Below are 22,281 nucleotides of genomic sequence, written 5' to 3' on the forward strand. Positions count from 1 at the left end.
TTCATCCCCTCTCTATTCCAAAAAATAAATGCTTTCTTTTGGAATAAACAAGGATATGGATTCCCCTCTTCCGCGCACCCGATGCCCCTGATTGACGAACATCGCCTTCAATTGCCGCCCCGCCGCTTGCGACACATAGTTCACGCTCACGCCCGTAAATTCGGAGATGATCACGCTGCCGCAGACCACATTGTCCATGGGCTCCCCTGGCAGGGACTCGCGTATCGATTCCGGACGTATGGACATCGTGACGCGTTTGCCCGTCTCCAATCTGCAGTCCGGCGAGGCGTTCGCAGCCAGTCCCGTCAACGCCAGATCCGGAGCGATCCGAATGACCGCTTCTCCGTCTGCGATTCGTTCCACGGTTCCTTCCCACAGATTGGATTCCCCGATAAAGGACGCGACAAACCGGTTGACCGGACGATGATAAATGTCCGCCGGGCTTCCTATCTGCTGCACCACCCCGCCCTGCATCACCATAATCCGGTCCGACATCGCCATCGCCTCGGCCTGATCATGCGTGACATAGATCGTCGTGATGCCGAGCTCCAGCTGCAATCTTTTGATTTCGATTCTCGTTTCTTCTCTCAGCTTCGCATCCAGATTCGATAACGGTTCATCGAGGAGCAGGATTTGCGGCTCGATCACCAGGGCGCGAGCCAACGCGACCCGCTGCTGCTGGCCGCCGGACAATTGATCGATTCGGCGGCTGCCGTAGCCCTCCAGATGGACTTGCTTCTGCGCGCGTTCGACGCGCCGCACGATCTCGGATTTCGCGACCTTTCTCACTTGCAGGCCGAACGCGATATTTTCGAACACCGTCATATGCGGAAACAGTGCATAGTTCTGAAACACCATGCCCGTGTTGCGCTTGTTCGGGGGAAGTGTGGTCACATCGCTGCTGCCGAACAGGATCCGGCCCGCGCTCGGATAGTAGAAGCCCGCGATCATTCGCAGCGTCGTGGTCTTGCCGCAGCCGCTCGGCCCGAGAAAGGTGAAAAATTCCCCCGGTTGAATCCGGACATTGACATCCGCGACTCCCTTTACGTTTCCGAATTGTTTGCTCACATGATCCAGGTTGACCTCTATCAAGTTGCTTGCCCCCTTGGTAAAATGATCAGGCGGAGGAGCCCCCGCCCGAATGCGTTAGTTGGACCCTTTGCCCTTGATGTTCTCGTCCCAATGCTGCATCCATTCCTTCTCTTTCTCCGCCATGACCGCCCAATCCAGCGGCAGCGGCTTCAACTCCAGTCCCTGCAGCCATGCCGGGAGTGTGTCCTTGCTGATATCCGTACGCGTCGGAATCTGGTACAGCTTCTCCGCCAGCTCCACACGCAGATTGGAATCGAACAGGAATTCATAAAATTTCTTCGCCGCTTCCATGTTTTTGGCGCCCTTGACTACGCCGACCCCATCGACCAGAATCGGCGCGCCGCTGGCCGGATAGATAAAATCGAACGGCTGCTTCTGCAATTCCTTCTGAATCATGATATCCTGCAGATTCCACAGCGACAGCGTGCCTTCCTCGCGCGCCAGCTTCAGATACAGGTTGGTCGGATCCTGGGCGTATTCCTTCGTATTGGCGTCGAGCCTCTTCAGCCACTCATACCCTGGGGCAGGATCGTTCGCGTCTTGACGGTAAATCATGGCGGAATATATCGTCCTCATCGTTCCGGAAGCAAGCACGCCCCGTATAATGATCTTTCCTTTGTATTGGGGATCGAGCAGGTCATCCCAGTCTTGGGGCGCTTCTTCTTTTTTCAGCGCCGCGGAGTTGTACATGATGACTTCCGGCAGCAGCATTTCGCCGTACCAGCGATCCTCGCTGTCCTTGTAAAGCTCCGGAACGCTGTCGGCGAAGCTCGGCTTCACGCTTTCGAGCAGCCCTTCCTCCGCCGCCGTCATCAGAGCCGATTGCGTGCCGCCCCACCAGAAATCCGCCTGCGGGTTCGCTTTTTCGCCGCGGACGCGCTCCAAAATTTGCTGCGCCCCCATCGTAAGCACTTCCACCTCGACCTCGGGATGCTTCGCTTCGAACTTCGGAATGATCTCCTCGACGACATTCTTGTCTCGCGCCGTATAAATAACGAGCTTCTGCTTCTGCGAGCCGTTCGTTCCCGCCGGCTGGCCGCCTTCGGATGCGGTGCTGCCGCTGCAGGCCGTCACCATCAGCATAACCAGGCTAAGAACTGCCCCCATCCACCACTTGAGATCCTTTTTTGCGTGTCCCATTATTGACCTCCAGTATAATTTTCATTGTTTTTCTGAAAAATCATCACTTTCGCCAAATCGTTTGATCTGTTACAAAATGACTAATGAGTTAATTAATAACATTTTCAATAAATAGATGCAGTGCCCGAGAAAACTCAGAAAAAAGCGTTGTCCCGAGCCGGACTCCATACCTGGTTGAACTGTCCTTTCAAGCTATCCCTTTATGCATTTTTGAGTCTTGGTGTTTTTTTTCGTCGGAGTGTTGTATTTAGGTTGCTGCTCTTATTTCTTGGAGGATATGTCTGAACCGCCCCAATACAAAGGCGGCAGGCTGAAGTAAAAAGAGCGGATATGGTTGGTTGTATTTGTGTTTGTGTCATTTTTTTACGTTTGCAGATGATGAAAAAGCTTCGAGCGCGCAATGGATCGCCCCGATAAGTCCCGCCTGATCCCCAAGGGCCGCCATTTTGATCGGAGGAACGGAAGGAACCCAATCGTTGAGCCATTGCCGGATGGCAGCGATCCCATCGTCCCCGATATGCAGCATTTCTCCGCTCAGAATCAGCAGCTCCGGATCCATGACGCTCGTCAGATTGGCAATGCCATAGGTCCAGTGCCGGCAGACGTCGTCGAGCAGTCTTCGGGCCCCTTCATTCCCGCGGCCCGCATGGTCGACGATCTGCTTCATAATGCTCGTATCGTCGTCGATCGCAGGGAGGACGCCTCTAGCCTTGTCACGGATCGCGCGTACGGAATAATTCCGTTCGAATACGCCGTACTCTCCTTTGGCCTGCTTCCCGACGGGGCCGATGACCATATAACCAATCTCGCCGCTCGCTTCCCTGGCTCCCCGGTAGAGCTGCCCGTCGATCATGATTCCGGCGCCGATGCCGGTGCCCGCATACATATACACCAGATTGGAATGCCCGACTCCGATCCCCTTGTAAAATTCCCCAAGCGTCATCAGATTCACGTCATTCTCAATCGCGACGGGCAGGCCCAGGACGGCCTCGATTTCCCGCTGCACCGGCAGTCCCATCCACCCCGTGCTCGGCGCGTAGCTTACCGTTCCGGAGCTTCGGCGGGTAATGCCGGGCAGTCCGAGCCCCATGCCCAGCAGCCATTCCTTGCGGAATCCGCTCTCGTCAAGCAGGGCCGCTATTCCTTCCTCAATGCTCCGGATGGCCGCTTCCCCATTCATCGGAGGCGAAAGGCATGTCGTGCGCTGGACAAGAAGTTCTCCTCGCAGATTGGCAACGGCCAATTGCAGGGTGCTGCCTTCGAACACCGCGCCGATGACGCCGTATGCTTGAAAGTTATATTCCAGAAGAATCGGTTTTCTGCCCCCTGTCGATTCTCCGAACCCCACTTCGTTGATTAACCCTTCCGCAATCATCTCATCGACCAATGCGGAGACGCACGGACGGCTCAGCTCCGTTAATTTGGCCAAATCGGCTCTCGATACACGCGGATGCTCCCGCAGCTGATGAAGAATGCCTTCCCGGTTCATTTGCTTCACCAGCTTGGCATTTCCCGTCTGGCCCTTGCCAATCAATTCACTCCCTCCTTTCTGCAAGACTGGTAGTTTGTTAAAGTAATTAACAAAGTTTGGATGCCTCCATTTTATTGTATCCGCTTACAAGGTGTCAACCCTATTTTTCCTGCTCAGTTACTCCGTTCATCGTTCCTGTTCTCATCCGGTTGTTCGTCCGGCCGTTCAATCCTTTCCCGAAAAACAGCCGATGACAGCGGTCATCGGCTGTTGCATCCTGCGAGAAGCAAACGAAAGGCAAGGATTAGCGAGTCTTGCCCGTAATCTTAATTTTGTTGACATTGGCCTGATCGATGTAATAAATATGCTCGTTGCCCTGAGCGTCCTCGGCCAGCGTCATGAAGGCGATCTCCTGGAATGTGCTGCCGTTATCCTCGGAGAGCGTGACATGCTCCAGCGTCTCCGGATCGATGACGGTAATCCGATCCGCCAGATCGATGTACAGCAGGCCATCCTGCCCCCAATGCGGATGATATGGACGCCAGAAGCCGTAATTTTTCACATGCGGATATATGTTTTTATAATCAAGAACGCGGTACGTCACCGGGTCGAGCTTGAAGATGATCCCGTCGACGCCTCCCCATACGTTCCCGTCCGGCCCGATCGTCAAGCCGCTAATCATGACGGGCTGATCCAGTTCGGGAATATCCAGCGCAAATTCCGTTATCTTTTCTTTTTTGGCGACGTCCCAGACGAACATTTTTGCGGTTTTTTCGGTTGCCCCGATGCCAAGCCCGCCAAAGACGGTGGTCGACCCGAATATTTTCCCGTCCTTATAGGCCAGACCGTTAATGCTCTGATTGCGGACGATATTCCGGTACACTTCCTTCTGACCCGTACCCGGATAGTAGAGCGTAAGCGCGCCGCCTAATTTGCCGTAATCGGGGATCGTGCCGATCATGATAAAATCATCCGCCGCCCGCATCACATAAGGCCGATCCTGTTCCGAGCCGATCTGGAATACCGTCTTCGCTTGGGGAACCGGCTGTGTCGTATCCACGGAATAAATATGTCCTCCCGGATAAATGCCGAAATACATATCGGTGCCGTAAGCGGCCATGCCCTCCGCCTGCCCGAGGCTGAACGTCTTGAACGTGTCGGTCCGCGGGTCGAACTGAACGCCGATCCCGCCCGGATAACCGCTCATGTATACGTTGCCGTCCGGTCCGTTCTCCATATTGTGAAGCGGATTGGCCGAGCCCTGGACGACGGAAGGAAGCGTCTTGCCCGTCTCCGCGTCCACATTGAATACGGAGGTCTTGCCGTCGCGCTGCATCGTGACGAACGACTTACCCGGGAAGGCCGGATCGTCGCGGAACTCGACCCAGGCGGCGCCGCGGAAGGAGGTGCCGTAGCGCATCGAGGTCATCCGCGCTTCGAACGTAGTCAGATCGATCTCGGTGATGACTCCGTTGGCGGGAACATACACTTTGCCGTCCTTCGTCACGAGCTGGTTGAAGGAGAATACGCCAGCGCCCTGCGTACCGCCGATGTTTTTGCCGACGACATGCGGCAGCCACTCTCCCCGATCGAGATCATAGAACAGCAAGGCCATCTGCGGATCGCCGAACTTCACCAGCAAATAACGATCGACGATCGCCATATCGTAGGCGAACGGCACATCTGCCGGATTCACGCCAAGCAGCCCCGCGACCGGTCCGGAAATGACCTCCTTCTCGCCGCTCTCCGCATTGAGCTTGACGATCGCGCCCGTGGATCCGATCCCCGCGTAAATATAGCCGTTGTGATAGGCCATCGACCGCACATATTCCTGATTGCCCATCATGCGGCCATAATCGCGATAAGTTTTCGCTACCGGATCGTACTTGAATACTTTGCCTTGCTGGAAGGTGCCGCCATACACATTGCCCTTCTCGTCGGTGACGAGCGACCAGATCGATTTCTCGCCCGGTAGCGGCTCGCCCAGGCTGCTCACCGTCTTCGTCCGCGGGGAGTAGCTCCACAACTCTCCCCGGTTGCTGCCCGTCATTATCGCCGCGATATAGACGGTTCCATCCGGGGCGATCGTATGGCGCCACACCGTATGAACCCCATCCAACGGGAACGACCGGAGCAGCTTGTTGCTCTCGATATCCACGACGCTGAACACGGCCGTATCGCCCTGCGCGGTCGAGTACATCGTGGCCCGCCCGTCCTCTACGCCGGCGACGGCATCGTTGATCGCGACCGTGAAGACGGGAATGCCCAGATCAACCGGCTGAGCAAAGGTTCTGCCCTTGAAGCTGATATCTCCGGCCGGCGGCTCGCCCGGCGATGTCTTCGGATAGGTCACCTCGAAGTCATCGTAATAGACTTCCGCCATCTGGTACTTGTTGACCGAGGCGAAAATGCGGGCCGTCGCCGCACCCGCAGGCGCTGTGCCCGACACTTGCACCTTCTGCCATTCGCCGTAGCCTGTTGACACATGCTGAAGCATATCGTCGCCGACCTGTTTGCCGTTGGCATCATAATAGCGGAACAGCAGACTGGCGCTGCCGCTCTTCAGCAGCATCATGACCGAGCCGGTATAGGTCGCGCCCGGTTCGACAGCCAGCGGATCGCTCTGGACCGCGACGGCATGATCGCGGCTCGTATCGGTAATCTTCAAGCTGCGCTTGCCGCGGTACGCTTCTTCCCTGCTGATCTCATGGCTGACCGCGCCTTCCACGCTGGCGAATATCGATGTCCAGCCCGGAATCGAGTCCTTCGCTGTCTGCTGCTCGAAGCCGGGATTTTTCAGAGGCAGCGCCTTCGCCTCGGAGCGGGTCTCTCCCTTGCCTTTATTGCCGGTTGCGGCTGTGGTCGCTGTCGCTTGATTATTAACAGCTCCCACTGCTTCAGCCCCGACGGCATCGCCGCATGTCAACACAGCCATCAGTACGGCCAGCACGGCGCTAATTCGGCTGAACCGCTTGCTTCTCCACGGTACCATCATTATTCCCCTCCTTCATGTCTTGACTTGCTGCCGCGACCGCATTTGCGCTTTGTTGTAAGCGTTATCAAGAATGCGGTCGGCTTTAACTCGGGATACCTACTACTTTCCGGTAACATGTAACCTGGCAATGAGCCGCCATTGACTCACGCGCTCTCCTAAACTATAACCTCTCCCGTTGGAACGGCCCTGACCTTACCTTTACCTTCTCCGCATTTGTCTTCCTTGCCATCACCCGCTAGCTTCGACTCTCAGCGGCCGGATCACCTCCTTTTCATCGATTCAGGTTCTTATGTAGTGCATATACTCCCGCATAAAAACAGATGAGCAACAAATGAAATGGAGTATTAGATTACAACTGGTTCATGTCTTCTATATTACTTCGGTTGATGGCGATGTCAATTCGCCGGCGATTTATAGACAGATTAAAGACAGCGTGAAGGAATCGGGGCAGTCTTAATCCCCGATTGAATGTTCGGGCTGGAAAAAAAAGTATACGAGGAATTCGGCAAAAATATCCAGTGAGGAATTTGGGTATTAACTCATATGTCCACCCAAAATCGGCTTCAAATGGAGGAAAATACAGGGAAACGATCTCAGAATCCTTGTTCCGGACAGGGCTGAAACCAAACCCTGCCGTAAGCTTTACGGCTTTTCTTGAAAATTTAAAGAATTGGACGAAATCACCTCCTCCAACCCGGCACTCCTTGAGCTTATGTTTATTTGTGTAACCGATCCATATTGAGGGGAGCATGCAAAATGTATCGGTGGCTAATGCTAATTCGCACTTGCATATCTAGAAATTCCACACTTCCACTGAAAACGAACAACAATCCCGAATAAGATGAGAAAAAATAGATAAAACACGAAATAGTTAATAGATAAGCTTCCCTTAAGATACTCAGCAGGCAAATTTACAGCCGTGATAACCGGGAATACTGTTGATAAAATTATTTGAAGAATTCTTGGATACACCTCTCTTGGACGTGAGGCGAAATCCAGCATATACTCAGGCACTCCTGCTATCTTTTGCGGCCTATCAACCCAAAATGCAAGACAGATAAACATCTGGTTCAGTAAATAATAGAAAATAACCCCAAGTGCGACAAACAATATGTAAATGAACACATTTAACAAGTTCAACTCGATTTTTATATAAGGAAGGCAGTAGAAAAATATGAAAGAAGGGATAATCATATTGATTACACTCGGAAAATCCAATTGTTTCATACTACATAAAAACAGTGAATCAACAGGGCGCAATAAATCGTAATCAAGTTTCCCATTTAAAATATTCTCCATTAAGTTCTCATGAGAAGCAACAAAAAAGAACTGATACAGGTAACTAATAAATTGAAATGTCGATAATAGAACCAGGAAATCATAGATTTCCCACCCTGCAATTGATTCTGTATACTGAAAAAAAACAACCGTTCCTATTATATCGGCAAATGCGAATAACGTACCAAATATGATAATAAATGTGGAAGTCATTCTATAAGTAAGCATTTGAGCAAGGCTTTGCTTGCCAAGGAGCTTAAGAAGCGCTATATACCTGGTTGGGTTCATGCGTTTACTCCTTCATATTTACGTAATCCTTTCATGAATAACCATTTATATCCAATCGAGAACACAACTAGCCAACAGCATGATAACAGTACATAGTACTGTAAATCATGATACTCTAACTTTCCTTGCAGCAATTTTGTATTAACATATCCAAACAAAGGGAAGGGAGTAAAATGAATTACCCGAAACCATATAGCAGGCAGTAAATCGAGAGGATACAAATTTCCTCCCAGTATAGCCATCATTGCGTTATAGAGTGGTTTCAACGGCCACATCTGAATGAGCCAAAAGCTAAAACAGCTTAAAAAAGCACCGAACATAAACAGTAGCAAAAAGTTGCTTAAAAACAAAAATAAACCGAGTATGTTCAGAGAGGGCCAAGTCGCTAATCCTGTCGCGAGAAAAATGAGGGTCAGCATTAAAGTGAGTAGAGCATCAATAATTTTACTCCCTAAAAATTGAGCCGCACTGTCGGCTAGAAAAGAGTAAGGCCGAATGAGATACATATTAAATACTCCATTTCTTACTAAAGAAGACAGTCGAAAAAAATGAGAAGAAGAAAAAACGACACTTATGAACGCGCCGAGCAAAAAATAAGTCACCATATCATCATGATAATATCCATTGATTGGGCCTGATTGATCTATAATTACTATCCAGACAAATAAACCTACTATCATTTGAATGATCATCAGTACAATACTAGACATGATGTTCCATCGATAAGCGAGCGTTATCAACATATTATTTTTTACTATTATCCAAAAGGTTTTCATTCGCTTCTCCATCTGATAGTAATCTTGTAAATAGCGTATACAGCTTCTCTTCAAAAGGAATATCGTATGTCTGGATATTAGTTACAGTATATAACTGTGTAAGTTTTGATAACAGTGTATTCAAATTTTCAGATGCAAGGTGAGTCTCCCATTGTCTATCGCCCGTTTTTTTAAAACCCAAATCAGCTAACGATTCATATTGTTTAATTTCTATTTTTAGTGTCATTTCGTGATGATTTTCTTCTTGAAGATGGCCAAGTAGGCCATCATAATGAATCGAGCCTTTATTGAGAATGATCAACCTTTCTGCAATTTCTTCAATATCTTTTGCATAATGGCTTGTCAGAATAACTGTCGTTCCATATTCACGATTAATTTCCTTAATAAACGAACGGATTGATTTTTGACTTGCCATATCTAAACCTATTGTAGGTTCGTCCAGAAGTAGGAGCTTTGGGGAATGGAGAAGGGAAGCTATGATTTCAAACTTCATCCGTTCCCCAAGCGATAATTTTCGTACAGGAACTTGAATACAATGTTCAACATTAAGTTTATGCACTAATTCATAAAGCCGCTTTTGAAATGTCACATCATCGACTTTGTAGATTTCTTTTAGTACTTGTAACGTATCAATCGGTGGTAAATCCCATGTTAACTGACTTTTCTGACCTAGTACGACTCCTAATTGCCGTAGAAAATCCGGGTTTTTTTTAAATGGAACATGTCCCATCACTTCAACGGTTCCACTTGTCGGATGAATCAGACCGGACATAATTTTCATCAAGGTTGTTTTACCCGCCCCATTTGGCCCAAGTAACCCAATCAATTCACCAGCTTGAATGGACAGATCGACCGACTTAATTACTGTTTTGTGTTCGTATTTTCTAAAAATAAAATCTTGAAAGGCCCCTTTGAGTCCTTGCCGTTTTCGGTAAGTAATGTAATCATGATTCAAGTTTTGGATATTTATCTCCATAATGTATCTACTCCAAATGGCTTTATTAAGCGTTTACTAAAATGTTGCGTCCTCGTAATGAGGGTAAAACAAGTGAGCCATGCCTAACCAAATGAAATCTTTCAAGCCCTGGTATAATACAATTGACACAAGTTATATCACTCTTGGAAGAGTATAGTACATTAGCATATATTTCAAAACCATTATTAGTAACTTTATTAATGAGAATATTAAGATAATCTTCTAAGCTGTCATTATTTATTTTTTCTTCATTTATATTAATCATAATATTATTATTTTTCTCGAATAGACCACCACTAATATCGAAATCTACGCAGTTTTTATATTTTTTCAATGTTGAAAATTTTTTCAATATTAATTCATCTTCTTTTTTTAACACTTCATAGTATTCGTTATATAGATGATACACCTGTACCAGTTCAAGCAATGCTCTTTCAAGTGCATAATATGGAGATAACGAAGCTCCACATCCAATATAAGGTGGCAGGAGGTTTTTGTTTTCCATAACACATAAAAAAACCGGTATTTGAAAGTCACTGGTAATATCCAATATATAAAAATCTCGCTCTAGCTCACTATGTACGTTATCAATCAAGTATTCTAACTTTTCAGGCAATCTTTTTTTGTCAACAATTTTCATAGGTTTTGGGTTTCTTGATATAAATGACTCTAAGAGAAAGCATGAAAAAGCATCACGTTCTATCAATTCACAAATTGAATGAACAAGTGCCTCTTCTTTACAGCAACCTATTGCGGTTCCGTTATTAGAAGAATATTTAGAGTAGTTTTTATAAAAAAGATCATCTGGAGGTTGATCGATACAATGTGAAGGATTAGTGAGAAAGCTTGGGTAATATATTACATTGCCTTCCTCCCTAAGATCGAAGTACTCCTTTACCGGTACACGATAATCCGGATAACTTTTCATTAAAAGCTCAAATACCTTTTCGTCCCTTATTGCTTGAGATTGTTCAACTACATGCTGAATTTTCATTTTTTTACTACCGTCTAACACTTCATTCTCTGAAATGAAATGTTCTAAAGCTTCATAAAGTGCACTGGCTTTCGATTGATTATCAATACCCTTTCCATTTCCTCTGGTCAGTTCATCGCCATTTTTGTATAAAATGCAAATATGGGTTTTGATATATCTTCCAATATCTTTAATAGAGAAATCTAATCCTAACTCTCTAATTTCTTTTAAAGCTGCTTGAATTGCATAATCAACGGAAGTGCTTCGCTCAATATTTGTCATAAAAATCCACCTCATATTGTATTTCTTGTGGACCTAACATGAGCCCCTGTTTTTGGCAATCGAAAAGTCCCGAATTTTGCAGCCAAGAAATTTTATCAATATACAGCAACAAGTAAGGTTTATGCATAGGTTTGACATGGAGCCTCTATGGGCATGATTCACTGCGAAGGGGCGAAGCCATAGGCTTCGCAGAGGCCAATAAGCCTATCATGCCCATCTCTCCATATATAAAACCAGTAGCTTTTTCTACATAAACTATTGCTGCAAAACTAAGCATTCTTACTCAACAAACAAGCCCCTGCATATTCTTTTGGAAAATAGAAATATCCCCTATAAGTTTCGCAAGTTAGATAGTGGAAAAAATGTATGGATAAAGGGGAGGGTCTAGTCTACGTGGTTATTCCAACTATTAAGGTGTCTTTAAGGAGGATCCTTTTTATCACTTGATTAACTCTCGAGACTTACTCAAACACTTCTAAGAATTCTTAATGAAAGCAATATTTTTATAATCTGAATAATACTTTCTTGTTGTATTCTGAAAATACTATAGAGTGTTTCGATCTCAACATTTCTTAACTTATTAATATATCTGAGCACTGGTATTATAGTTAAATCAGAATGTTCTATTGAGTTGCCGTTTCCATAAATCCTTATTGTAGACTTTGTTTTATGTATGCTCCAATAAATGACTGAGTCTCTAATGAACTCTTTACCATTAATCTCACGAACTTGTAGTAAGGGAAACCCTGATTTATACCCACAAGCTGACATTCTTTCAATCCATTTTTGTTGGATATATTCTTCTATGTATGTATTGTTAATTAAAAGTCTTAATTTATTTAGATAATCTTGCTCCTCTTTTGGAATTTGATATTCTGAATGTTTATCTGGGTAAGAATACGTTTTTAAGTCAATATAATTTTTGGTTGCTGTTTTAATACACTGGATCCCGATTTCTGATAAAAAGCTGGAAAACTCTTCTCGATATATACCTACATTGCAAATCACTGAAGGATGATTATCGCTATCAAAAACTGAAATATGCCAATATGATGATGGCCAGTAGAGAATTTCTCCAGGTTCACCTTCTAATAAAATTGCATCTGAAGCAACCCTAGAAAAATCAAAATCAATTATTGTTTTTCGTAACCGGGATCCAACTATTTTTATTTGAGACGTATTTTCTAATTCTTGAAAATATTCTGGAGGCCATACTAACATCTTCTTTTTTCCCTTGATGATATGCATAAATGTGCTTGCTTGATCCGTATGCACCCCTCGTGGGGTTGATTTATAATTTCCTAAAAATGTGTCAATGTCAATGCCACCACTTGGTATCCCAATGATATTTAAAAGTCCTTCAAGGTATTTAGCGCCTTTCCGCCAAATATCCAAATGATTGCATTGTAGGTTATATTGGGAGTATGTGAAGTCTTTACTCTTGGGCGAACCAACAATTCTGTTTATATAACAACTTATGCATTTGTCATTCTTGTTTGGTATATACTTTTCAAAATTGTTAGTAACCAATTCATTGTCTAACCAAATACTAAACGTTCTCTCACTTCCTTTCCTCCACATTTCAATACCATTTAAAATTGATTCGAATAGCTCTTTTTCAGTTACCAGCATGTTATTATTTTCGCTTTTAAATACACCTGGTTTTTTTTCGAAATATTCACTCACAAACACTTTCCAACCAGGAAAAGGTATAGAGGCGACAGGGATACACAATAATTCTCACCTCGCAAATTATGGCAAGTTAAAATCATAATCCTCTAGTATATTCGAAATATTATAATAACTATTCTAAATACTGCACCTCGATAAAGCAGAATTACATATGTCTTATTCGTAGGTCAACGATTGGGTTGAAAGTGTACTTTCATTCATTATCTTGTTGGCGGTAAGCTTTTAAACCTGAAGGTACCTTTGATAAAGGGATAATAGAATCGATTGTATAGGGAGTTAGATAGCTATATCTAACTCCCTATTTTAATAACCTTGTGCCCCATCAGACTACTATAACCCGTTTTTGAAGGCGTAGAATCTCCTCCGATTTGGCATTTTTGTTTCTCCAACGAAGGTAGCGTTGAATCGGAACAGCAAGTTCGTCATGATTTTGGTAATTCGAACCTGAGAGAACAAACGAACCAACGGGGAAAAAAGGCATTCAATCCGATTGAGCCATGAAGAATAGGTTCTAGCGACGTCGGAGGACTTTGAGGAAGGCCGGAAATCACGGCTTGTCTTTGGTTGCAGGTGTTGATCTTCTTGGTCGGGGGCACTAGCTCATAAGTGTACTTAATCCTTATTGAGTGCTTTTACTTCATTTAATTCATCTTTATTTGAGGATAGATGAAGTAATAATTCTTCCAATTCGGTGTTGTTAGCAAGTTTGAATTCAAATGGATCATGTCCGTTTTTTTCGGTACGTGCATTCCCCATATTTTATCACCTCCTTCCTGAAATTATAATACAATAGTAAATATTAAAAGTAAAGGAATAACTTTGAATTTATATGTTTTAAATTTTTTATAAATATTCTTTATCATCCGTGTTATATAGGTAGAAAAGAATAAGCGGACAGTATACCCCAGACAATTGAATCCTTATTTTGTCCGCCCAGCTATTGACGAGTTTCGGTTTTTGCTTTTATCCTTGTCAGTTCCAGTTTCCGCAAATACTGATTTCGCATGAGTGTGACGATATGCTTATACGGTTCTACCCGAATGGTGTCCAGAGAGTCTAGAGAGAGTCGAAAGCAACCACGAGATAACTCCTCCCTACGGGGCTTCTGCTTCGTAGTTCATCAGCTTTCGACCAATCATTCGATTCAACTTGAAATTTGTGTCTTATCCGATGTTCCACCATTTTCAACATTTTGTCGTACAGGATAGTAGGTGGATAATGGCCCAGCTACCTGCTAGTACTATGAGCAGCCTCGTTCGGACTTGCACCGATTAGTTTTACCTAAGTAAGCTAACCGGCGAATTCGTCATTGCACGGCGGAGATGTGCTCCGACTCGCCCCAGATCACGTCTCGCGCGCTTCCGCCAAAGCCATCGATAACATGGTCATCCGATGTGTCGGTATGCTCCAGCACAAGCACGCAAATATGCTTGTCCTGGCGGTTGCCGCCCAATCTGGCGATGACGGGCGCTTGAGCCTGCCGCAGCGCTTCATTCACTGGCTCGATCAGCTCGGACGTAAAAAGCTCCAGCCTCGTCGCGTATGTTCCCTGGGGAATGCTCGCCTCGTACTCGGTACCGTCTACCTGGAAAATAAACGTGTTATTCGTCCCCTTGATGACAATCGGTTCGGTATGCAGGGCCGCCGAGCCCCATACCTGCGTTCCTCTGCTGCTCATGTGATCATCCTTCCTTTCTGATTGTTGGCCCGTTACCCTGTTCATGCTGTCTCTGATCGTTATTCTGTTCATTCTTCTCGTTATCTTGTTCCTGTTGCCGCTGCTGCTGTTCCCTCGTTTTCAAAATCGCAATAATCTGCTTGATCTGCGGCGGCAAAGGCAGCCCAATCCGCCCGGAGTTCTCCGCAATGCTGATCACCTCATTGGAAATGTAAAACCATATCGCGCCGTACATGAGAAAATCGCTCTCCAGCGCCACATCGGCCCGATGAGCGAGCAGCACGACGACGAACATCAAGCCTTTTTTGGCCAGTCCGGCAAAGCCCTTCTTGCTGCTCAACCCGGCCTGCGGCATCCCTCTGGCCGCTTCCATTACGGAGGCTGCATAGCCGCTGATGTAATCCATAAGCGCCAACAACGCCAGAAACTCAAGCAAGCTGCTCCCTCCCCCATACAAGTAGCTCATCAAGCCGCCGATGAATCCGATACTGCTGTTCACTATTTTGTCGTACACCCGATCCCTCCTTGCTCATCGACAGCCATCTCTCGGAAAAAGAAAGGAGCCATCCGGTGAAGGACGGCTCACAATATGGGTTCCTGCTACAAAATATAATAGTATGCGCCGCCTGCGCTGCCGACGGTAATGACACCATGCAAATCTCCTGCATCCCGCTGTCGGATCAGGGCTGCCGCATGGCAGTCCTCCTCCGCAATGACCCTTGGCGCGAGATAGCCGTGAAGATCCGGAACGCTGACCCGAAGGGCGCCCTCCACCTCATCAATCGCGTGTACAACGAGGAAGGCCTTCAGCTCCGACGGCAGCTTAATCAGGACGGTACTGTCCAGCGTCTGTTCATGCTTCACATAGAGATGCGTCTCGATGGAAGAAGCATGCTTCACGTCCAGAGCGGCTGGAACCTCTGGGCGGGACGCCGCAAGCGAGGCGCGATGATCCTCATAGTGCGGCACCTCGATCTGGCCTGCCATCTCCCGCTCACCCAGCGCCCGAATCATCAGCCCCGCATGCATATCCGGCTTGGATACGGTTGCCCGGGACTCGATATCCGAATCCCTTCCTTCACGAATGCTCAGGCTCGCTGCTGTATCGCTGCTATGCTTATGATAGAGCGATACTTCCACATACGCAGGCAGCGCAGGGACAGAAGCCGTAATGGATGATTCCGGCCCCTCGGATTCCTTCTTCATAACCGTAAGAGAGCAAGCCAGGCTTATGTTCGGATCAACCGTGATGCAAACGGGCTTGTCCGGAGTGCTGGCCGCCATGATCACCCTGCGCTCGCTTGCCCCGTCTCTGCGAATCGTGCAGCTTGCCTCTAGCTCTGGATATTCCCGAATCGCTACCGTCAGCGCTGCCGGGTGAACCGGCCTGGACACGAGCAGCAAGCCTTCCTGCCATTCGAACATCGGATCGGCAGGCTGATGCACATAGAGCGCCGCTGTCCGATCGTCCGCGCCGCGGTCGCTATGGACCGTAAGGCTGGCCCTCCGCTCGGATCCTCCAACTCCGTAGACGAATACGGAGGCGTCAATCGCGCTTCTGCCGATGCTGTACACTTGGTTCGGGATATAGCGGAGCTGGAGCACGGGCGGCTTGTGAGATTCCCTCGTATAAAATGTGACCGCGTAATCGTCCTGCGTTTTCACAATAAATCCGAAGTTGTCCAGTTCGCCCTGAAGCCAGCGCTCGACGATCCGAAGCACATCCACCTCAATGCAGCGCTCTGCCGGGTGAAGCGTGTATTCATCCGCGAGCAGTTCTACCGAGTGGGGCTTGTTCGCGTGGGTAATCCCAAGCTCTCTCCAAATGCTGTGCGGCTGATGCAGCTCAATGCTCGTCCCGTTCGGGAATGTGCCGGCATAATACAGCTTCATCGTCGCCTTTTCCAAACGGTACACATCGGGAAGCCATTCATTCAATGGACCGAAATGAATAAAGGCCTCGAACGATTCATTGCTGCCCTTCCCCGTAACCATGCTCTTCATGTCGCCGTAATTCAGGGTAACAAGCTCCGGATCGCTGCGGGTCGTCGAATCGGCCACCGGAGGCAGGCTGACGTCTTTGCGCGGCGTCTCCAGCAGCTCCACCCGTCCAACCATCCGGTTATGGGGCCGAACCTCGATTGATGCAGGCAGGTAGCTGGAAGCTCTCGCTTCGATCGCTGCTTGCACCTCCTCATTGCCCCGGTACTTGATATCCAGGACGGCCGGCAGCTCGCTCTCTCTCCGCACTCTCGCGGAGATCGCGGCGTCGATGCCCTCCCTTACCCGAGCGGCCGTGACGAGGGCGGCTTCCACCTCGCTCCTTCCGGAGCCATACAAATAAAAAGCCCCTCTCATGCGGTTGGAAGGGGACGGTTCGTCTACTATTTCGTTTCGTAATCTCTCATCTTCGTGAATCGTAATCACTTCCAATCTCATTGTATTGAGACTGTCTATATCCGATTGGCATAGGCCCGAATCTCGAAGCGGCCATCCGGCGTCGGCTTGGCGTCAATCTCCGTGGCAATCCGGACATAAAATTCAACCGTGTCTCCATGATGCAATACTTCACTGTACAGCAGACTATCGACGGGAATGAACGGGCTCGACTTCCGGGACAGCTCGATCGCTACGCCATCCGGTAGCGACTCATTGACCGTCTTCAGTGTCAGATTCGTAATCGAGTAGCCCAACTGGTTTTTGACGACGACCTTCTGATCCAGACTGGTCTGCCCGGCAATCAGCATATCGAAATCCAAGTATTTCAGAATCCCGCCGAACGTGTCGGAGTAATAATTCCCCGTCTCATCCATGAACATCAAGCCGGAGTAGCTGCCGATGAACTTCGTCTCCCAAGACTCAGTCTCGCCCCAATAATCCTGATATTCGACGCGAAGCTTATTCTCCCGATTGAACACAATATCCCGCTCCGAGATCGACAGATTCATATCGAGCGGTGAAGCGGCCAGGCGCGTGAATTCCCCATTCGCCGGAAAGTAAGGCTTATCATTCAGCAGCACCCTGTACTGAACTTTTCCCTTATCGGCATCATCCAAGCGGCCGGTTAACTTGTTGCCCGTCAGCTTGAGCTCAATCGATGCCTTCGTATTGAGAAGCGTTAGCGACAGGTCCTTCACCTTGACGTCGTCCAGAGCAGACCTCGCCAACAACCGCGTATGATCTAGCTTCACTTCCTCTTCGCGATGAATGCTATCGTCCAAATAATAGCCAATCCGAAGCTGGCAGCCCTTATCTTGGAAGTTCGCCTCTTTAATTTTGCCAAGCGCTTTGAAGCTCATGCCCAGCTCGCGCACCTTCGCCATATCGCTTGCATTCACCGTTTTCCATCGTCCATTCCGGAACACTTCCCACGTCACGCCGCCATCGAACGACAAAATAAACCGGCAGCGGCCCTCATAAGCATTCACAGGAATCTGATTCGCAATGATAGCGAGAAGACTGCCATGCAGCTCAAAATCGCCCGGCTGCACGACAAGCTGCTCGAACGGTAAAGCCTTCATATCGATGCGCAAGGGGATGTCCCTATAAGTCTCGGTGACAGACTTCACCTTGTTGCCCTCCGGCACATAGGTCACGATTTCGACTGTGGGAGAGAGCTGGGCCAGCTCCTGCCAGGCCTCCGGCGGGATGATGGAGAGATCGGTCATGCCGTGTTGGGCGAATACTTGCGAAAATACCGGAGGGCTTATGACTTCCCATCCAGTGTCTCTGTATGTTCGATACTCGCCGTTGTTTAGTTGGATTAGACTTTTATTTGGAGTTATGCTTTCCGCATACCACTCGTTGAAAGCTACATAATTCCCCATTGGAGTAATTTTATATTTCCCCGCTGTTAAATTTGGGAATAAAAGATACCAATCATTTGAGGATGTAGTGTTGTAAACTCCAACATCTTCATACTTTTCCCCATCCCACTTTTGAAGCTTGATTTGTTTTCCCGCACTACCACCACTGTCCGAATAGCTGCCGCCAACAGCCCATAAGTTGCAACTTCTATCTACAGAAAACTCTAAAAAATATAAACCACCGGAGGACATAATAACTGCGTTGTAGATACCCTGTTTAATCGTAATGCCATCAAACAATGCCGAGGAATCTGATGCATTATGAGTATCCACAGATGAACCTCTGAAGGAGATAAGTTCAATTTTTATCTCATCTCCTAAATCCGGCACATCAGGTTTTGCATTACCTGCCATAACATCATCTCCTTTCAATAATTTCACAAAATAAAAGAGACAGCCTTTGATAACTGCCTCACTTAATATTTATCGTCCCTTTTGATAAATCCACCGTTACACCGTATAGATCTCCATCTTCAATTTTTTCTTTAAATATTCGTTTAAGTTCCTCTTGAACTTCCGCCTCTTCTTCCATTGTCCATGTCACCAATTCAAAGTCTCCATCCAATTCGTCCAGCGGCGAATAATTATGGCTGACTTCAAGTTCAGCTTCCGTCTTATCTGGATCGTCGGTGTAGTACAGTACATCAAAACTGTCACCAACCTCATCGTAAAAGGTGAATGGTTCGGTTTCTAAGGTGATGGTTGAATCTTCTTGGTCAGGGTTTTCGGTATATTCGATGATTTTGATTGTTTGAGCATCAAATTCTTCAGCAAGGGTAAATGGTTCGGTTTCGATGTTGAAGAAGGCTTCAGGTTTGTATAGGTCATTCGTCCAGTAGCCCACTTGAACATCACCAGAAAGTTCTTTCCACGCCGATTCGGGAATTATCGAAATATCATCCATGCCATGATTAATATAATCTTGTTCTGTTGGTGATGAATTAGTTACTCTTTCCCATCCGATGTTGCTATATTGCCAGTAAACTCCATTCGACAAAACTAATACTTTTTCTTGTGTTTGATAGGGTAAAAAACCAAGTGGAACTTTGTATTTAAAAGGAGTCGCACCGAAATTCGCTGTTACCGTACTTTCTTTAGATGCTGACTGTGGAGCTGAAACAGCAGGAAAAACTTCCCCCATTGTTTTGATATTGGTATGAGAAATCCCTTGACTAGCTCCATTTTTCCAAAATTCTAACGTCCCACTTTCCAAGTCAAGAAGGACGCTTATAGTATCACCGACATCAAAAGTTTCCCCATATGGGGTTGCTTCCGGATGTCTATACCCATTTTCTCTATAATACCTAACATCTGGTGTAGAACCATTGCTCATGTTTATATATGCATTTTTGTTCACTATTCCTATGAGCAGCCAATTATATACACTAATTGTTATTTCCCAATACCATCTTCCATAGTGTTTCCCGTGCGTTGCTCTTACAGTATTCTTGTAATTAGGGACTTTTGCTGTTAGGTTCGCATTGCTTAGAATCACATCACTGCCTTTATTTACTGTATCCCAAGTAACGTCTATAATCCCCATCTTCCTCACCATCCTCTCTGAATTGATCCCTCATTCAATCGACACTTTCTTGATAGGAATTTTTGATGTGTCGATTTTTTGTTTGAATACTTTTCCTGATCCTAAAGGTGTCGCTTCATCTGAAACATACATCTTATTTTCCAATTCTTTAGTAAAATCAACCGATTCTCCTTTCCAAAATCCATATCCAGTGAAACTATTTTTATTTATATTATTTCGCAAATAAATCAACTGGGAGTTTGAAATGCTGTACAAATAAGAGTCTGTTTCTGGTTTAAGCAACATATAGTCATTAACTTCTACTCCATAGACTTCGACTTCGCTTATTGTAAGATAGGTTGAATGGGCACTTTTATATATGATAATTCTTATCATTGGTGTTATGACTGATGTTGTAGGCCTAATTTCTATAAAATCTTTTTTTGAGTTCCCGTTTATTGAATAGATAGTTTCCCAATTGGTGCTCGCAGATGGATCATTTATTAATGAGGAACTATTTTTAGAAATTTGAACTTCAAAATCAGAGGCTGTTGTATTTCCACTCCAATCAGAAACACCAAATGCAACTCTAATTTTATTTAATTTTATGGCAGAACCATTTGGTTTTAACATAAATATTACTGGCGAGTTATGTGAAGGACTTGCGAATTGTATGAATTTTCCGGATGTCAGTATTCCATCTCCCTCTATAGCCTTGTATAAATCTTTTTCTGTTGTACCTAGAAATCTTCCCATTGCACTGGGGAGCAATTTTGGAGCAAGGTTTTTATAATTCCCCCCATTTTCTGATAAAGACATAGTGTTCACAATCGTAGTAATCTTATTTACTTCATATTTCTTCAAATCAATCTCGTGCTCAAATATTTTTCCTTCATTTAATTTGCTTTCTTTATTGGATACTAGACGCACCTTATCATATTTATTTTTAAAAGTTTCTTGTATTAACTTGTCACCCCCATACGTAGTTACGTATTTTTCATTTATTGTCGGAATATGCGAAACCATACTAGTACCGCTATACATCTTTAGTTCATTGATGCCCGTATACCCCGTATGTCCATTGTTTGCTGTCCAATTCAAGCGATACATTTTAAAAGATTTAGGATAGCTGATGTAGTAGTATTTATCTGTGTTTGTTGTACTCCAAGATTGATTTCTCTGAGTATCTAAAATATGCCACCTTTCTCCATCGGTACTACCTTCAAAAGTCCAATCTTTCGGCATAGTAGTAAGCACACTAGAGTTACCCATGCTTCGTAATGCATATTTAAAAATAGGAATTGGTTGAACAAACTCATATCCCAAATATCCAACTCCGCCACTTCCACTTTTAGAGCAATAACCATCATTATCATCCGCTTGATTAAATGCGTACCAAACATCATATGAAGAACTCCATACGTCTTTAGCAAATGCGCGTCCACTAGGAGATGTATTTGATGTCATTTTTGGGATGGATGTTAGCCTATCAATTTTATTCTCAAATGAGAGATACTTTCGTTTTGCAGCTTGAATTAAAAACTTGTTTTTTTTCCATGCGAATTCGCCATAATATACTCCAATCTCATCATAAGGAACCTTATAATCCGAATCGTAAATAGGAGTACTCGTGATTATATTATTACGTTTATCCCAATTACTATTGTTAGTACCGTATCCACTAGTGAACCCTCCATAACAATTGGTCAGTTCAATAATTCCGTAAGTAGTCCTGAGTAAATTATTAGATGGGCTAATATTTATGCAATTGTATATTTTGAGTGTTCCACCATCAGGTACAAAGACCGCATAATCATTTGACGGTACTTCAACTATTACAATATTGTACATATTCCAAGTAAATTTAAAGTTGTTCAGATTATGCTGTGTTAAAGCAGCGTCTATTGTAAAAATTAGCTGTATAAATTCAAGTGTAAAAGTGCCGCTACCACCACCCTTATTTGAATATAAACCTTGGATTTGTTTCAAAGTCGTTCTAGCTTTATTCCCTACAATAGTTACTCTGCAATTTGCAAATCCATCTGATATGTCTTGTCCAAATGTATACTCGCCATCTTCCAGTTTAATAAGACTGTTTTTATCTTTTGGTATGAATTGCAACAATTTAGACAAAGTTTTAAACGGTTTTTTTATGCCATCTCCTGAAGCGTCATCTCCATTAAGAGCATCTACAACATATTTTTTATCATAGGTAAAATTATTCCATACTATCGCCATCTTCCTCACCATCC

The 22,281-nt window shown here is 45.7% G+C and carries 16 protein-coding genes; all 16 read right to left on the bottom strand.

Features of this window, described 5'->3' with window-relative positions; translation table 11 throughout:
* Nucleotides 1-12: 12 nt before the first annotated feature.
* The 16 genes from L6439_RS20110 to L6439_RS20185 all read right to left on the bottom strand — a co-directional run bounded on the left by L6439_RS20110 (nt 13) and on the right by L6439_RS20185 (nt 22,267).
* Nucleotides 13-1,092 carry an ABC transporter ATP-binding protein gene (locus L6439_RS20110; RefSeq protein WP_213469586.1) on the bottom strand — a complete coding sequence of 360 codons (1,080 nt, stop codon included), beginning with the start codon at nt 1,090-1,092 and terminating at the stop codon, nt 13-15.
* A gap of 54 nt (nt 1,093-1,146) precedes the next feature.
* Nucleotides 1,147-2,232, bottom strand: a complete 1,086-nt coding sequence (locus tag L6439_RS20115; protein ID WP_213469587.1) for an extracellular solute-binding protein — start codon at nt 2,230-2,232, stop codon at nt 1,147-1,149.
* A gap of 355 nt (nt 2,233-2,587) precedes the next feature.
* Nucleotides 2,588-3,766 (bottom strand): ROK family transcriptional regulator, encoded by a 1,179-nt coding sequence (locus L6439_RS20120; protein WP_213469588.1) that lies wholly within the window; start codon nt 3,764-3,766, stop codon nt 2,588-2,590.
* Between the two features lie 241 nt (nt 3,767-4,007).
* A complete protein-coding gene (locus L6439_RS20125; RefSeq protein WP_237096559.1) occupies nt 4,008-6,698 on the bottom strand; it encodes a carbohydrate binding domain-containing protein in 2,691 nt (896 codons plus the stop codon).
* Nucleotides 6,699-7,472: 774 nt separating this feature from the next.
* On the bottom strand, nt 7,473-8,264 hold the full coding sequence (locus L6439_RS20130) for an ABC-2 family transporter protein (RefSeq protein ID WP_213469589.1): 792 nt from the start codon (nt 8,262-8,264) through the stop codon (nt 7,473-7,475).
* The gene (locus L6439_RS20135; protein WP_213469590.1) at nt 8,261-9,040 is read right to left on the bottom strand and encodes an ABC transporter permease; all 780 of its coding nucleotides are present in this window, start codon (nt 9,038-9,040) and stop codon (nt 8,261-8,263) included. The genes L6439_RS20130 and L6439_RS20135 overlap by 4 nt, the downstream gene beginning before the upstream one ends.
* Complete coding sequence (locus L6439_RS20140) at nt 9,009-10,016, bottom strand: ABC transporter ATP-binding protein (RefSeq protein WP_213469591.1); 1,008 nt, start codon at nt 10,014-10,016, stop codon at nt 9,009-9,011. The genes L6439_RS20135 and L6439_RS20140 overlap by 32 nt, the downstream gene beginning before the upstream one ends.
* 25 nt (nt 10,017-10,041) lie before the next feature.
* Nucleotides 10,042-11,271, bottom strand: a complete 1,230-nt coding sequence (locus tag L6439_RS20145) for a YcaO-like family protein (RefSeq protein WP_213469592.1) — start codon at nt 11,269-11,271, stop codon at nt 10,042-10,044.
* A 465-nt stretch (nt 11,272-11,736) separates the two neighbouring features.
* Nucleotides 11,737-12,957, bottom strand: coding sequence for a cupin-like domain-containing protein (locus L6439_RS20150; RefSeq protein ID WP_213469593.1), 1,221 nt, complete (start codon nt 12,955-12,957; stop codon nt 11,737-11,739).
* A 618-nt stretch (nt 12,958-13,575) separates the two neighbouring features.
* The gene (locus L6439_RS20155; protein ID WP_213469594.1) at nt 13,576-13,719 is read right to left on the bottom strand and encodes a hypothetical protein; all 144 of its coding nucleotides are present in this window, start codon (nt 13,717-13,719) and stop codon (nt 13,576-13,578) included.
* Between the two features lie 550 nt (nt 13,720-14,269).
* Entirely contained in the window at nt 14,270-14,641 is a 372-nt protein-coding gene (locus L6439_RS20160) for a hypothetical protein (protein ID WP_213469595.1), read from the bottom strand.
* Between the two features lie 4 nt (nt 14,642-14,645).
* Nucleotides 14,646-15,155, bottom strand: coding sequence for a phage holin family protein (locus L6439_RS20165; RefSeq protein ID WP_237096560.1), 510 nt, complete (start codon nt 15,153-15,155; stop codon nt 14,646-14,648).
* An 86-nt stretch (nt 15,156-15,241) separates the two neighbouring features.
* Nucleotides 15,242-16,981 carry a DNRLRE domain-containing protein gene (locus tag L6439_RS20170; RefSeq protein ID WP_213469596.1) on the bottom strand — a complete coding sequence of 580 codons (1,740 nt, stop codon included), beginning with the start codon at nt 16,979-16,981 and terminating at the stop codon, nt 15,242-15,244.
* Nucleotides 16,982-17,094: 113 nt separating this feature from the next.
* Nucleotides 17,095-18,309 (bottom strand): hypothetical protein, encoded by a 1,215-nt coding sequence (locus tag L6439_RS20175; protein WP_213469597.1) that lies wholly within the window; start codon nt 18,307-18,309, stop codon nt 17,095-17,097.
* Between the two features lie 610 nt (nt 18,310-18,919).
* Complete coding sequence (locus L6439_RS20180) at nt 18,920-20,050, bottom strand: SPRY domain-containing protein (protein ID WP_213469598.1); 1,131 nt, start codon at nt 20,048-20,050, stop codon at nt 18,920-18,922.
* A gap of 30 nt (nt 20,051-20,080) precedes the next feature.
* Nucleotides 20,081-22,267 (bottom strand): hypothetical protein, encoded by a 2,187-nt coding sequence (locus tag L6439_RS20185; protein WP_213469599.1) that lies wholly within the window; start codon nt 22,265-22,267, stop codon nt 20,081-20,083.
* Nucleotides 22,268-22,281 lie beyond the last annotated feature (14 nt).

The sequence above is a fragment of the Paenibacillus dendritiformis genome (assembly GCF_021654795.1).
In the GTDB taxonomy this organism is placed as follows: domain Bacteria; phylum Bacillota; class Bacilli; order Paenibacillales; family Paenibacillaceae; genus Paenibacillus_B.